We start from the raw sequence: 14,638 nt of genomic DNA, 5'->3' as shown, positions 1-14,638 counted from the left end.
CGATATGGACGCGAATCGAGAGGCGCGAGCGATCGCCGCCTCACTCCCGTTCGATCGGTTTTCGTCGGGACTCGACGGGTCGCTCGTCACGCCGACGGACGATTCCTACGCGGCGGCGCGCCGCGTCTGGAACGGGATGGTGAACGAATACCCCGCGGCCATCGCGTACTGCGAGAGCACTGCCGACGTGCGAGCGAGCGTCGCGTTCGCTCGCGAGCACGACGTCGACCTCACGGTCCGAAGCGGCGGACACAGCGTCTCGGGTGCGTCGATCGCGTCCGGAGCGCTCGTCGTCGACTGCTCCCGAATGGAGTGGGTGCGCGTCGATCCCGACGACCGGACGGCACGCGTTGGCCCGGGAGCGACCTGGGGCACAGTCGACCGCGCGACTCAGTCGTTCGGCCTCGCGACGCCCGGCGGGGTCTTCTCGGACACCGGCGTCGCCGGCCTCACGCTCGGCGGCGGAACGGGCTATCTCTCGCCGAAACACGGTTTCTCGGCCGACAACCTCCGGTCGATCGACGTCGTCACCGGCGAGGGCGAGCGCGTAACGGCGGGTCCGGACCAACGCACAGACTTGTTCTGGGCGGCCCGCGGTGGTGGCACCGTAGGCATCGTCACTGCGTTCGAGTTCGACCTCCACCCGCTGGATCACGACGTGCTCTACTTCGAGTCGTGGCTGCCGGTCGATGCCGCCCCCGACGCGCTCCGAGCGTACCGCGAGTACCAAGGCGACGCACCCGACGAGTCCTGTGTCTCGCCGTACTTCGCTGCTGTCCCGGCGACGGCGGAGTTTCCGGCCGACCGGCACGGCGAGTTCGCTTTCGTTCTCTCGGGGGTCTACGCGGGCGATCCTGTGGCCGGGCGTGACGAATGTGCACCGTTCATCGACCGGGCGGACGCCTTCGCGGCGTCGACCGACACGATGGCGTACACCGACCTCCAGACGATGATGGACCACGACTTCCCCGACGGCCGTCACTACTTCTGGAAGTCGGTGCCGCTCCCGGAACTCGGCGACGACGCGATCGATCTCCTCGCCGATGCGGCGACGAGCGCGCCCTCGAACCTCTCGACGGTCGTCGTCTGGCCGATGCACGGCGCGGTCGAACGCGTCTCCGACGAGACGAGTCCGGTGGTCAGCCGAGACGCGGCGGTCGTCGTGAACGTCGAAGCCGCCTGGGACGACCCGATGGCGACGCCGGAGAACGTCCAGTGGGTGCGTGAGACCTGTCGAGAGTTCCGCGCTCTCGACTCCACGCCGGGCACGCTCCCGAACTTCGCCGGCGGGAGCGCCCCCGACGCCGACGACGTGTACGCGACGCACGCCGACCGACTCCGCCGGGTGCGCGAGCGATACGACCCCGCTGGCGTCTTCCGATACGAGCGCGAGTGACCCTGTAGCGCGGTAGCAGACAGTATAAGTGAATCGACCTCTAACCGTGGGATATGAACCATCGGACACTGGGCGATTCCGACGTCGAAGTGAGCGAAGTCGGCTTCGGCGCGTGGGTCGTCGGCACCGACTGGTGGGGCGACCGGACGCGATCGGACGCGATCGAGATGATCCACCACGCCATCGACGAGGGCATCACGTACTTCGACACCGGCGACGTGTACGGCCACGGCGAAAGCGAAGAAGTCCTCGGCGAGGCGCTCGCCGACTACCGCGAGGAGGTCACCGTCGCCACGAAAGTCGGCTACGACTTCTACAACAACCCCCAGGCTGGACACGGCGAACTCCCGAAGGAGATGTCCGGCGAGTGGGTCCGCTCGGCGACCGAAAAGAGCCTCGATCGGCTCGATATGGAGTACGTCGACGTTCTCCAGCTCCACAACGCGAACGTCGAGGAAGTCGACGCCGACGTTCTCGAAGCGCTCGATGAACTCCGCGAAGAGGGGCTCGTCCGCTCGATCGGCTGGGCGCTCGGCCCCTCGATCGGATGGCTCGCCGAGGGCGATATGGCGATCGAAGAGGAGTTCGACTCCCTGCAACTCGTCTGGAACCTCTTCGAGCAGGAGGTCGGCAACCACTTCCTCGACACGATCGAGAAGACCGGCTCCTCGACCAGCCTCATCCCGCGCGTGCCGCACTCCTCGGGCCTCCTGAACGAGCAGGTGACGCCCGACACCGGTCACGACCTCGACGACCACCGCGGCTTCCGCCCCGACGCGTGGTACGAGACGGGCTGGGAGAAAGTCGACGCGCTGCGCTTCCTCGAACGCGACGGCGAGCGCACGATGGGACAGGCCGCCATCGCCTACCTCCTCACCTACGACGAGGTCGCGTCGGTGACGCCGACGTTCCACACGAAAGAAGACATCTCCGAGTGGGCCGCCGCTTCCGAGGTGCCAAAACTCTCCGACGAGGAGATGGCGCGCGTCGCCGACCTCTATGCGGACAACTTCGGCGTCGACCGCGACGACGGGATGGACGAACTCCGCTCGTCGGTCGGCGGCGAGGACATCCGTGCCGCCGGGATCGACAAGCGCGCGACGAGCGGACCGCGAAACTCCGCGTCCTCGGACTGACCCTCACCTCTCGCCGTGACCGATCGAAAAACAGCGTTTTTCGTGCTGACCGCGGTCGCACACGTCGTATTGACCCTCTGGGTCCGGCGTGACGCGCGCGAACGCGACGTCGACCCGTCGCCGTGGGATACCCTGACGCTCCTGACGGGCGTCGTCGGCGTCCTCGGATACCGGCGGCAGCGCTGACCGACCGTCTCGCCGGATTCACCGCTCGCGACCGTCTGTCGTCGACGAGCGGGCGAAGTAACAGCCGAACCCCCTCGTTTCGCTTCGAAACCGGATGACTGCGGTGTGTCATAGGCTGCAGTCGCAGGAACACGTGGAGTGGAAGCGACCCTCTGTGAGTGGTCGGAACGTTCTGTTACGCCAAGAAGACGTGTCGCGGCCGGTCAGCGAGGATGTCGCGACCCCACTGGACCGTCTCGCTGAACTCGTCGGAGCGGAAGAACGCCATCGCGTCCTCGCGGGCGTCCCACTGGCTGGAGATGAACATATCGTTCCCGTCTTCGACGTTCACCATCAGGTCGGTGTCCTGGTGACCCTCCATCTCTTCGAGGAGTTCTCCGACGGTGTCGAACGTGTCGACGAAGTCTTCCTGATGCTCGGGCTTGACCGTGTAGAACATCCCCATCGTTCCGAAGCCGGACTCCTCGCCGGCGCGGGAGACGATCTCGGGGAGTTCCGAGAGGAAGCCCGCGGCCGTCTCGGCAGCAGATTGGGTGTCCCAGATGCTCACGACGGCGCTGCGGTCGCGCCCGCGGGCCTCGTAGACTGCAGTCTTGACGTGCGTGCCGTAGTGCTCGAAGTTCCCCCGCAGGCCCTCGACTTCGTCGAACAGTTCGTCGGTGTCGGCCTCTGAGTAGAGAACCGTCGCGTAGACGTCTTCGCCGTGCGGCTGACCGGCGTAGATGTCCAGATCGGCGAGTTCCGCGCGGATGTCGCCGTCGTCGCTCTCGGAGTCGGTCGCGTGAGCGCCGCCGTGGTGGCCGTCGCCGTCTTCGCCGCTGTGTCCGTGCCCGTCACCGTGGGCAGATTCGCCGTGGCCGTGTTCGTGACCTTCGCCGTGAGCGTGTCCGTGGCCGCCCTCGCCGTGGGCGTGCCCCTCGTCTTCGTGTTCGCTCGTCGGGACGGCCGCGCCGTCGAGATACGCGCCGAGGTCTGTGGGCGGGAAGCGGCGGCCGACGTAGAACTGGCCGAATTCCCCGTACTTCGAGGAGACTTCGTCGAAGCGCATATCGTAGACGATGTCTTTGATGTCGGTCGGATCACCGGCAAAGAGAGTGACGCCCCACTCGTAGTCGTCGAAGCCGACCGAGGAGGCGATGACCTGCTTTATTTTGCCGGCGTACTCCTTTCCGGTCTCGGCGTGCGTCGCCATCATCTCCGCTCGGTCCTCCATCGAGAGGTCGTACCAGTTGTGCTCCTCTCCGCGCCGCTTCGACATCGGGTAGAACGCGACGTACTCGTCGTCGGGGATCTCCGGCGTCAGTTTGTCTTCCATATACGTCCGGATTCCCTGGTCGACGGATTCTGGGTCCTCGAAGTACTCGGGTGCGGTGTACCCCGAGATTTCGACGACAGAGACGTAGGAGGTCGGCTGTTCGGTGAACTCCGCGAGTGCGGTCTGTTCGAACTGACGCTCGGCCCGCGAGAGATCGTCGAGCGTGGGCCGGAAGTGGACGACGAGCAGGTCGGCCTTGTGTCCGAGGACGGAGAAGACGGCCGACGCCCCCTCGTCGGCGTCGATGTCGGCGACGTCCTCGTGACGGTCGAGGTACGCCGTCCCCTCCTCGACTGCGCGCTCGCGCTCGCGCTCGGGCGCGTCGCGCCACGCGTCCCAGTCGATGGTGCGGAAGTCGTGCAGCACGAACCAGCCCTCGTCTGTCGGTGGGGCCTCTGGCATACGCCGGGGTTAGCACGCCACCCGTATGGGCGTTGCGAGTCGTTCTCGGCCGACGGGAATCGATCTGCGGCGTGGCCGCGGGGTCGCAGCCGAAATTTGCCTTACCCGCCGAGGACGGTCGGGCCGAACACGAGCAGCAACAGCGACGCCAACATCGTCAGTCCGATACCGGTCGTGATGGTTGTCACGACCCGATCACGGTCCGAGATCGGCAGTCGCGAGACGACCGCCTCGACGCTCGCTCGGAGGATTCGCCCGCCGTCGAGTGGGTAGCCGGGGATGCAGTTGAACAGCCCGAGCTGGAGGTTGATCCACGCCATCCAGAAGGCGACGTTCGCGAGGAGGAACACGCCCGTCCCGAGGAAGCCGAGCGGTCCGGTGATGGCGTAGAAGTTGAACACGGCTCCGGTGAAGCCGGGGAAGTTCGGGATTCCCAGCACGAGTGACGCGAGGGGGAGCACGAGCGCGACGTAGACGGTCGCGAGCGGCGAGTCCGCGACGGGGCCGGTGAGCCCGGTCGCGTCGGGACCGCCGTCGCCGCCGAGGAGTTCCACGTACGTCCCTGCCGGGTACGACTGCACGCCGAAGTCAGTTATCAGCAGTCCGCTCGTCCCCGGGAAGATGTTGACACCGAGGAAGCCGGTGCCGTCCCGGGGGTTCTCGCCGAGCGTCACCTCGTAGGTCTCGACCGTCCCGTCGTGGTAGAGTTCGACAGCGACCGTCTGGCCCGGCTCGGTCGCGTCGAGCGCGCGGGTGAGTTCCGTCGAGGAGGCGACGCGCTCGCCGTCGATCGCCATCACGATCACGCCCGGATCGGTCGGCGCGCCGGACTGTGCGAGCGGTCCGTCCTGAGCGACTCGCGTGAGGTACGCGCCGACCGGGATCGTGACAGTTCCGCGGTCGGTCGTGAGCTCTGCGAAGCGACTCTCACCGACGGCTTCGGCGAAGCCCGTCCGCGTGTAGACCGCCGAGCCGTTCACCTGGGTGACGGCGATCGGTTCGCCCTCGATACTGAGGTTCGCCGGGTTTCCAGCCACCGACCCCGCGACGACGAGCGACCGCTGGACGTCGACGGTTCGCACCTCCCGATCAGCCGCGCTCTCGCCGCTGTCGAGTTCGACTGTCACTGTTCGCTGGTCGGTGCCGAGCAGAGCCGTATCGAGTGAGCTCTCGTTGCTCACGGGGACGCCACCGACAGCAGTGATCCGATCGCCCTGTGCGATCCCCGCGGTCGACGCGGGCGAGCCGTCGTAGGCGCCCTGAACGGCCATCCCCGGCGCGACGCCGATGCTCCCGATGATCGGGCCGAAGAGGAGGACGAACGCGACGAACGTGACGAAGAAGTTGTTCGTCACGCCCGCGGCGAACATCCGGGTCCGACCGCCGCGGCTGGCGTTTCGCTGGCTCTCCTCGTTGGGTTCGACGAACGCCCCCAGCGGAATGATGGTGAAGAGGAAGACGCCCATCGACTCGATGTCGATGTCCTCGACGCGACAGAGGATGCCGTGGCCTCCCTCGTGCACCACGAGGCCGACCAGCAGGCCGAAGACGATCTCGGGGGCGACAGAGAGCGGTAGGAAGTCGTTGACGCCGGGGATCACGAGGAAGTTCTGTGGCTGATTCACCGAGGACGGCGGCGGCGGGTTGCGCGCGATCGCGATCCCCTGCACGAGCAGGAAGAAGAACATCCCCGCCATCACGACGAGGGTCGCGCCGACGCCGAGATTGGTCCACGCGCGCCAGAACCGCTTCGGCGTCGCGATCCAGTCGATGAAGTCCCGGCCGCGTTTCGTGTGGACGGTCGTGAACGGTCCCTGGATTCGAACGGAGGAGGGCAAGAGTCCGCGCTGCGAGAGGAAAAGCGCGGCTGCCGAGTACGCGGCGAGCCCGACGAGCACCCACAGAAGCGTGTTCATCGTCGGAACGCAAGGGTCGCGCGCAGAAAGATGTTCCCTCTCTACCTTTTTACTGCGTCGAGTGTCCCGAAGGCGCACCCTCCTTGCAAAAAGCTGGTTCAAAAACTACCGCGAGACTCGCGGTCTACGCTTTGCGGCCGAGAGTCGGTCGCAAACGCAGCCTACGGTCTGTGATTCTCCCCGTGCGAACCCCTTTTGCAGATGCCGCGCAATCCACGGCAAATGTTCGACAGCCGCTCTTATGAGGTCCGCCAGAAGATCGCCATCGGAAACAAGTACCGCGTCTACGAGGACGACACGCCGATCCTCGAATCAGCCCAGAAGAAGTTCCGGCTCAAGGAGGACTTTCGCTTCACCGATCCCGAGACGGGTGCCGAGCGCTTTCGAGTCAAAGCCAGCAGCATCCTCGACATCGCTTCCGCCTACGACATCGTCGACTCCCAGTCGGGCGAGCGCGTCGGCGCGGTCAAACGCGAGGTGATCTCGTTTTTCAAACACGAGTACTCGCTGCTCGCCCCCGACGGGACCGTCGTCGCGAGTATCCGCGAGGACAACGTCCCGCTGGCGATCGCCCGCCGCCTCCTCACGACGCTGATTCCGTTCTCCTACGAGGTCGTCACGCCGGACGGACGCGTCGTCGGCGAGGCCCACGAGCACTTCTCGCTCCGCGATAAGTACTCGATCGAACTCCACGGCGACGAGGTCGACCCTCGGCTGCTCGTGGTCGGGATGGTCGTGGTCGACGCGATCGAGGAGAATTAACACCCACCTTTGTTCACCGGGGCCTCGCGCTGCCTTCGGCGGCGCTCGACCCCGGTCAAAAAAGCTGGACCAAAAAACCCGCTCGGCTCGCTGCGCTCGCCTCGCGGTTCGATCGCCCGTCTCCGCGCCGCACCGCACTGCACCGCATTGCACCGCTACGACTCGCGCCGCAACCGCGCGACGACGAACTCGGTGTCGAGTTCGCCGAGGAACTCCCCGAGACGCGGCCCCTGCGGCTGATCGAAGAACAGCAGATAGCCCGCCTCGAAGAAGTCGCCGACCTCGATGTCGTGCCGGCGCGCCGTCTCGTACATCTCCCCTTGGATCTCCTCGCCGTCGTGTCCCACCGCGACGAACTCCGCGAGCTCGTCGAGTGCGGCCGCGACCGCGTCGTCGACGTCGACCTCCGGGAGGTCTTCCTGGATCCGGTAGTTGTACTCGTTGTCCAGGCGTTCGGCCCACGCCCGGGCTCTGTCGACGCGTTCGAGTGCCTCCTCGATCGCCCACTCGGGCGTGTCGTCGTCGAAGTACCCCTCGTTGCGGGCCATCTCGATCCGGAGGTCGCGGTCGTCGGTCATCCCGAGGACGGCCGCGAACGTGTAGGGAAGCCGCACGCGGTCCTCGCGCACCTCGTCGACGACGAAGGGGTACGCGCGCTCGGCGAACGCGGTCAGCGTCTCGTCGTCGACGTCGCCGAAGTACGCCCGCTCGAAGCGGTCGAAGTCGTCGACGAGTTGGTCCAGTCGGGAGATGTCGAGGTCCCGGGCCTTCCGGGGATTGAGCGCGAAGAAGTACCGGAGTACCTCGGGTTCGAGGAGGTCGAGCATCTCCGGGACGGTCACGATGTTGCCCTGTGAGGACGACAGCGCCTCGCCGTTGAGCGTGAACCACTCGTAGACCATCGGCACGGGTGGCTCGATGCCGAGGACGTTGCGGGCGATGTCCTCACCGGACGGCCACGATCCCTCGGCGTGGTCCTTGCCGAACGGCTCGAAGTCGACGCCGAGCACCTGCCACTGGCCGGGCCACTCGAAGCGCCAGGGGAGTTTCCCTTCCCGGAACGTTGCCGTACCCTCGTGGCCGCAGCCTTCGATGGTCTCGTCGCCGACGGTCATATCGGTGCAGACGTAGTCGACAGTGCCGGCCTCGAGGTCGATCGACGTGACTCTCTCGGTGATCTTCCCGCACTCCTCGCAGATGGGGTTGAACGGAACGTAGTCGGCGTCGACCTTCGCCTGGTACTCCGAGAGCACCTCCCGCGCCGTGTCGGCGTGTCCGAGGACGTGCTCGACGACCTCGTCGAAGGTGCCGTCTTCGTAGAGTTCGGTGTTCGAGAGCATCTCGACCGGCACACCGAGGCGGTCGGCGTCGGCTTTCAGGAGCGCCGCGAAGTGAGCGGCGTAGGATTCAGACTCCCCGAACGGGTCCGGGATGTCCGTGTACGGCCGCCCGAGATTCCGGCCGAGAGCCCCGGCGTCGACGTCGCCGAGACCGACGATGTTCCCGTCCGTGTCGGCGAGCTTTCGGGGGAGTTTCCGGAGCGGGTCGCGGTCGTCGCTGGTGAAGACCTGCCGGACCTCGTGGCCGCGCTCGCGGAGCACCGCAGCGACGAAGTAGCCACGCATAATCTCGTTGAAGTTCCCGAGGTGGGCGACGCCGGAGGGGGAGACGCCGCCTTTGATCACGATCGGGTCCTCGGGATCGCGTGCCTCGATCTCGTCTGCGACCTCGTCGGCCCAGAACGCGCGCTTCGGTTCTGCACTCGCGTCGTCTGCGTCTTGCGTCTCTCTGTCTTCGCTCATCGGTTATCGCTGCGTCCAGTAGCTCGGTTCGCCGTCGACGCCCGTCGGGACGATGTCGGTGCCGGTGTGCTCGCCGCGGAGGACGGCGTCCTCGATCCGACTGGGGTCGGTTCCGTCGAGCACGATCGTCCGCATCTCCGCGCGCTCGATGAGCTTCGCGGCCAGCAGATCGACCGGGGCCGACGCGCCGGCGTCGCGACTCATCGGGGCGATCACGTCGACCAGTTCCCCACCAGTCAACTGTTCGTACTTCTCGGCGTCGTCGTCGGTGCTTGGGTCGGCGCTGTAGACGCCGTCGACGCTGGTCGCGTAGACGAGCAGGTCGGCTCCGACGTACTCGGCGAGGGCCGCCGCGACAGCGTCGGTCGTCTGCCCGGGCATCACGCCGCCCATCACCGAGACGTCGCCGCGCCGGATCGCGTCGCCGGCGTCCTCGTAGTCGTGGGCGACTTTCGGGTCGACGCTGGGACCGAGTGCGGCGATGAGCAATCGAGCGTTGATTCGGGTCACGTCGATGCCGATCTGGTCCAACTGGACCTCGTTGGCTCCCAGCTCGCGGGCCGCGCCGATGTAATCGCGCGCGACGCCGCCGCCGCCGACGACGGCGCCGATCTCACAGCCTTCCTCCGCGAGTGTCTCGACGACCGCTGCGTGGCCCTCGACGCGCCTGGCGTCGAGGTCCGGAGCGAGCACGCTCCCACCGATGGAGACGACGACTCTCATTGCACCGACGTTGCCGCGAACCGGGCTTAAGGGTTGTCAACCGCGTACGCGGGGCCGCAGCGCCACGAGCGAGTGACGCCGGCGCGGGTCGCCCCGCCGCGTGCAGCACCGTAGCCGACAGGATAAAGCCGCTTCCCGCCCCGAATTCGGAGTATGCAGGTACTCGGAGTCGTTGGACCCGGCGCGCTCGCTCTCTGTGAACGCGTTGCACCGCATCTGGACGGCCGCGTCGCCCTCGTCGAGCAGCAGCCGGGCGGATTCGGGCAGTCACAGGCGGATATGTCGGTCCGCTCGAGCTTTCAAGGGCGCCCGGACGGGACGGATGCGGCGTACGAAATCAGTGGTGACGGCGTCTGGGCCGCTGCGGGCGAGGGACGGAGCCTCGAAGACGTGCTCGACGATCTCGCGCCACAGTACGACCACGCTCTCCTCACGGGTGCTCCCGACACGACGTTCCCGACCGTTGCGCTCGGTGGCGAGGAAGCAGAAAACGTCGCCATCGAAGCCGAAACCGTCGACGACGTCGACGTCGAGGCTGTCCTCGATGCGCTCGCGGACGCCGAACCCCACGTGACGCTGGACACGCTGGTCGAACAGGTGAAGGCGTCGCCGCGGGCCGGCCGTGCGGGGGCCATCGCGACGTTCACGGGTCGGGTCCGCGCCAAGGACGGCGAGGACGACCCGGAGACGCTCCGACTCACTTTCGAGAAGTACGAGGGCGTCGCCGAAGAGCGGATGCGAACGATCGAGTCGGAACTGATGGAGCGCGAGGGCGTCGAGGAGGTCGTCCTCTTCCACCGGACGGGGGCGCTCGAAACAGGCGAAGACATCGTCTTCGTCGTCGTCCTCGCCGGGCACCGCGAGGAGGCCTTCGAGACAGTTTCCGACGGGATCAACCGTCTCAAAGACGAGGTTCCGATCTTCAAGCGCGAAACGACCGTCGAGGAGGACTTCTGGGTCCACGATCGGCCCTGATACGTTCGCACTACTGACTCATCCGACGCGTCGCGGGCGCGGCTCTTTCGTACTAACCGGATCTTTTTGCCGGCGTACACCTCCCATACTAGGGTCAAACGACGGTCTCTGACTACAATTTCTTCCAAATAACTAATCTTGAGATAAATATACAGAGAGCTTTTTAAAAGGTCTAAAAGATACTGAATACGTCTTAAAATAACCGTCTGACGACGATTTACCGGTGAATCGAGCCGAATTTCCACCAACGTTCCTCCCTTTATATACTCCCCTGACGACAAGGGGTGAGTGAGGTGACACTCAATGAGCGCAACCGCGACACCCTCCACTGACGCCACCGGCGAAGACCTGTCCAAAGAAGAGCGCCTGAAGTCCTTCCTGCTGGACAAGGCGCAGGACGGGGAGATGTACTTCAAATCGAAGTTCATCGCCGACGAAGTCGGTCTCTCTCCCAAGGAGATCGGCGCGCTGATGGTGAAACTCAAAGACTCCGCCTCGGAGCTCACCGTCGAAAAGTGGTCGTACACGAGCGCGACCACGTGGCGTATCGAACCCGCACAGGACGCGGCGTAACCTCGGATCGCGCTCCCACGAGCCCGTCCGACCGCAGGTTCCGTGGTGCCACGCTGTAGACCGCCCGACAAACGTCCCCCATCTTCCCCCATTCGTCGACCACCGAGCAGTCCCGACGCTCCGCGCACGACTCCCTTCCGTCGGGGAGTTTATCCGACTGTACGCCATATCACGTCGTGATGGATTCCCCCGATTCGGCGGCGGAGCCGCCGGTCGACGACCTCCAGTCGGTGTTTCATCTCCACGAGACCCGACGCGACGGGGACCGCGTGCTCTTTTACGGCCAGTCGTTGGTCCCCGAGCAGATGCTGGTCCGTGAGGTGTGGGAGCCGTTCCGCGAGGCGGGCTACGAGGTACAGGTGTCGACGACGCGGGACAACCGCCAAGACGTCGTCGTCGCACGCCCCGTGACGAACGGGATCGACGGCGTGCCGTGGAAGAACCTCGGGCTCTTCCTCGCGACGGTCGTTTCGACGCTTCTGGTGGGCGCGCTGACGTGGTACTACATCCCGCTCTCGGACGTCCTCGCGAATCCGCTCCTCGTGCTCCGTGCGTGGCCCTTCACGGCGGCCGTACTCGGAGTGCTCGCGACCCACGAACTCGGTCACTACGCCCTGGGACGGTACCACGGCGTCGACGTGTCGCTCCCCTACGTGATTCCCTTCATCTTCCCGTTCGGGACGCTCGGCGCAGTCATCCGAATGCGCGGGCAGATGCCGGACCGGAAGACGCTGTTCGACATCGGCGTCGCGGGGCCGCTAGCCGGCCTGGCGGCGACGATCGTCGTCACTGCGGTCGGCCTCACACTCCCGCCGGTCGAGGTGCCGCCGTGGGCGCTCCAGGGGAGCGGGCAGGTCATCGTGTTCAACAATCCGCCGCTTTTGAACCTCCTCGCAGGTCTCCTCGGCGAACCGACCGAGTACGCCGACCCGACAGTCGCGGTCAACCCCGTCATCATCGGCGGCTGGGTCGGGATGTTCTTCACCGTCCTGAATCTACTTCCGGTCGGGCAACTCGACGGGGGACACGTCCTGCGCGCGATGCTCGGTGAGTCCCAAGAGCGCGTCGCAGCGCTCGTTCCCGCCGTCCTGTTCGGGCTCGCCGCGTACCTCCACTACGGACTCGGCTACGCGCTGAACGAATCGGTCGGACTGTGGGCGTTCTGGGGACTGCTCTCGGCCGTGATCGCGTTCAAAGGACCGGCGGATCCGATCGACGACTCGCCGCTCGATACGCCGCGGGTGCTCGTCGGAATCGCCACCTTCGCGCTCGGCGCGCTCTGTTTCCTCCTCGTGCCGATCGAAGTGATGGCAGTCTGATCTTATCGTGGTCTGATCGAGCGAGAATCGGGGCTCCGCCGAGAACCCGACGCGTTCACCCGTGGGTGTAGCCCTCATCGGCCAGCAGTTCGCCGTCGACGAGGACCCCGTCCTCGGTGACGTCGCCGACGACGGTGAGGGGTACGGGCGACCCTGCCTCCGCAGCGTCGACGGCTTCGGCCGGCAACGTACAGACGAGTTCGAAATCCTCGCCCACGGTCGTCGTCATCTCCCATCTATCAGCCGCGTCCACGGCGTACTCCTCGACCGCGTCGTGGACGGGGACCTCCTCCGAGGAGACCTCGAATCCGACCCCCGAGGCCTCCGCGAGTTGGTGTAGCGAGCGGGCGAGGCCGTCCGAGGAGTCCATCATCGCCGTCACGTGGGGAGCGAGCGCGACGCCGGCCGCGACGCGGGGTGTGAACTGAAACAGCTCGTTCCCGCGTTCAGTGTCGCCGGCGGCGAACGCCCGGAGGGAAGCGGCGGTCCGTCCGAGCGCGCCAGTCACACAGACGACCTCGCCGGGAGCCGCACCGGAGCGCAGTACCGGAGCGTCCGTCTCGCCGAGCGCCGTCGTCGCGACCGTAAACTCGCTCGTGGTGTCGAGGTCACCGCCGACGTATTCGGCGTCGACGGCCTCACAGACGTCCACTGCACCGTCGAGAAACGCGTCGAGTTCCGCTTCGTCGAGCGTCGGCGCGGCGTAGGCGGCGACCGCGGCGGTCGCGGACGCGCCCATCGCGGCCACGTCCGAGAGCGACGCGCCGACCGCGCGCCAGCCCGCTGTGTAGCGGGTCGTCCCGGCCGGGAAGTCCGTCGACTCGTGGAGCATATCCGTCGTCACGACGAGTCCGTCGACGACGGCGGCGTCGTCGCCAGCGGCCGGGAGCGAAGCCGCGAGCCGCCGGAGCGCCGAACGTTCGTCCATAAGGGGTGTCCGCCCCGGGTGGGCAAAAACCCGACGTCACGCTGTCGGTGGCGAGTGTCCCCGGCACCCACGCCCGTGAACGACTCCCACACCGTCGGGTGTTTCGATGGCTTGATGCCCGGAAGCGCCGACGAGCAACATATGGCCCGCGAGAACGTTCGAGCCACGATTCTCGGGTTCCTCGCGACCGTGGGCGTTTTCGCACTCCTGTTTTACTTCGCCGGCGTCGACGACCTGCTCAATACGCTGGGGATGGCCGATCTCGGCTACGTCGCGCTGGTCGTTCTCGCCATCTTCGCGTGGCTCGGTGCCTGGAGCCTCGCGCTGAACACCGTCCTCGACGTCCTCGGCGTCGATCTGTCGTATTTCACGTCGTTTCTCGTCTTCGCAGGCGCGACCTTCTCTAACAACGTCACGCCGTTCGGCCAGGCCGGCGGCGAACCCGTGACGGCGTATCTCATCTCGCAGGCGGCCGACGCGGAGTACGAACGGAGCCTCGCCGCCATCGCCAGCGTCGACACGCTCAACTTCGTCCCGTCGATCACCATCGCGCTCGTCGGGGCGGGCTACTTCGCCACGGAGGTCGCACTCGGTTCCAACGAGAACCTCCTCTTGGCGTTCGGGGCGGTCGTCGTGCTCGCGCTGGCGGTGCCCACGCTCGTCTACGTCGGCTGGAAGCGTCGCTACCGTCTCGAATCCCGCGTCGTCGACGCGCTGACACCAGTCATCCGGTCGATCGCAGACTGGATTCCGCGCGTTCCCGTGCCGACGCCCGAGGGCATCGAACGCCGCATCAACGGCTTCTTCCGGGCGATCGAGCGCGTCGCCTCCAACCCTCGCGGACTCGCACTGGCGCTCGGTGCATCGGCGACTGGCTGGCTCTGTCAGATGGTCGCCCTCTGGCTGGCGTTCGGCGCGATCGGCGTCGACGTCCGCCTCTCGATCGCGCTCATCGTCGTCCCGATCGCGGCGATCGCGGGCGTGACGCCGCTACCCGGCGGTGCTGGCGGCATCGAGACCGTGCTCGTGGTGCTGCTGCTCGCCGCGCCGCTTCCGCAGGTGACCGAACCGATCGCGGTCGCGGCCGTCGTCATCTTCCGCGGGGCCGTCTACTGGATTCCGACCGTACTCGGCGGCGTCGTCGTGGCCTGGATCGGGAGCGGAATCGGCATCGGAGCCGATAGCTGATAGGGATTATGGCCCCT

General features: G+C 66.5%; 12 protein-coding genes. 7 read left to right on the top strand and 5 right to left on the bottom strand.

Features of this window, described 5'->3' with window-relative positions:
• Positions 1-4 precede the first annotated feature (4 nt).
• Positions 5-1,396, top strand: coding sequence for an FAD-binding oxidoreductase (locus NO347_RS14130; RefSeq protein WP_256290269.1), 1,392 nt, complete (start codon positions 5-7; stop codon positions 1,394-1,396).
• Positions 1,397-1,449: 53 nt separating this feature from the next.
• Positions 1,450-2,532: an aldo/keto reductase gene (locus NO347_RS14125; protein WP_256290268.1), complete on the top strand. Its 1,083-nt coding sequence runs from the start codon at positions 1,450-1,452 to the stop codon at positions 2,530-2,532.
• Positions 2,533-2,893: 361 nt separating this feature from the next.
• On the opposite strand, the gene NO347_RS14120 is transcribed toward NO347_RS14125, so the two are convergent.
• Both NO347_RS14120 and NO347_RS14115 read right to left on the bottom strand, forming a co-directional pair.
• Positions 2,894-4,435, bottom strand: coding sequence for a heme-binding protein (locus NO347_RS14120; protein ID WP_256290267.1), 1,542 nt, complete (start codon positions 4,433-4,435; stop codon positions 2,894-2,896).
• Between the two features lie 101 nt (positions 4,436-4,536).
• Complete coding sequence (locus NO347_RS14115; RefSeq protein ID WP_256290266.1) at positions 4,537-6,351, bottom strand: site-2 protease family protein; 1,815 nt, start codon at positions 6,349-6,351, stop codon at positions 4,537-4,539.
• A 222-nt stretch (positions 6,352-6,573) separates the two neighbouring features.
• On the opposite strand from NO347_RS14115, the gene NO347_RS14110 reads away from it, so the two are divergent.
• Complete coding sequence (locus NO347_RS14110) at positions 6,574-7,113, top strand: hypothetical protein (RefSeq protein ID WP_256290265.1); 540 nt, start codon at positions 6,574-6,576, stop codon at positions 7,111-7,113.
• Positions 7,114-7,268: 155 nt separating this feature from the next.
• Here the strand turns inward: NO347_RS14110 and lysS are convergent, their stop codons facing one another.
• Both lysS and pyrH read right to left on the bottom strand, forming a co-directional pair.
• Entirely contained in the window at positions 7,269-8,915 is a 1,647-nt protein-coding gene (gene lysS, locus NO347_RS14105) for a lysine--tRNA ligase (RefSeq protein ID WP_256290264.1), read from the bottom strand.
• A 3-nt stretch (positions 8,916-8,918) separates the two neighbouring features.
• Positions 8,919-9,638, bottom strand: a complete 720-nt coding sequence (gene pyrH / locus NO347_RS14100; protein WP_256290263.1) for a UMP kinase — start codon at positions 9,636-9,638, stop codon at positions 8,919-8,921.
• 153 nt (positions 9,639-9,791) lie between these two features.
• Here pyrH and NO347_RS14095 point away from each other — a divergent pair, with 153 nt between their 5' ends.
• The 3 genes from NO347_RS14095 (at position 9,792) to NO347_RS14085 (ending at position 12,505) form a co-directional block, all read left to right on the top strand.
• Positions 9,792-10,613: a molybdopterin synthase gene (locus NO347_RS14095; RefSeq protein ID WP_256290262.1), complete on the top strand. Its 822-nt coding sequence runs from the start codon at positions 9,792-9,794 to the stop codon at positions 10,611-10,613.
• Positions 10,614-10,916: 303 nt separating this feature from the next.
• Positions 10,917-11,186: a DUF7123 family protein gene (locus NO347_RS14090; RefSeq protein ID WP_121569137.1), complete on the top strand. Its 270-nt coding sequence runs from the start codon at positions 10,917-10,919 to the stop codon at positions 11,184-11,186.
• A 179-nt stretch (positions 11,187-11,365) separates the two neighbouring features.
• A complete protein-coding gene (locus NO347_RS14085; protein ID WP_256290261.1) occupies positions 11,366-12,505 on the top strand; it encodes a site-2 protease family protein in 1,140 nt (379 codons plus the stop codon).
• Positions 12,506-12,560: 55 nt separating this feature from the next.
• Here the strand turns inward: NO347_RS14085 and thiL are convergent, their stop codons facing one another.
• Positions 12,561-13,433 (bottom strand): thiamine-phosphate kinase, encoded by an 873-nt coding sequence (gene thiL, locus NO347_RS14080; protein WP_256290260.1) that lies wholly within the window; start codon positions 13,431-13,433, stop codon positions 12,561-12,563.
• Between the two features lie 141 nt (positions 13,434-13,574).
• On the opposite strand from thiL, the gene NO347_RS14075 reads away from it, so the two are divergent.
• Entirely contained in the window at positions 13,575-14,621 is a 1,047-nt protein-coding gene (locus NO347_RS14075; RefSeq protein ID WP_256290324.1) for a lysylphosphatidylglycerol synthase transmembrane domain-containing protein, read from the top strand.
• Positions 14,622-14,638 lie beyond the last annotated feature (17 nt).

Origin of the sequence: Halobellus inordinatus (genome assembly GCF_024464655.1) — an archaeon.
In the GTDB taxonomy this organism is placed as follows: Archaea; Halobacteriota; Halobacteria; order Halobacteriales; family Haloferacaceae; genus Haloquadratum; species Haloquadratum inordinatus.
The sequence above is the reverse complement of the archived record's forward strand: the minus strand, read 5'-3'. Positions and strand labels throughout refer to the sequence as shown.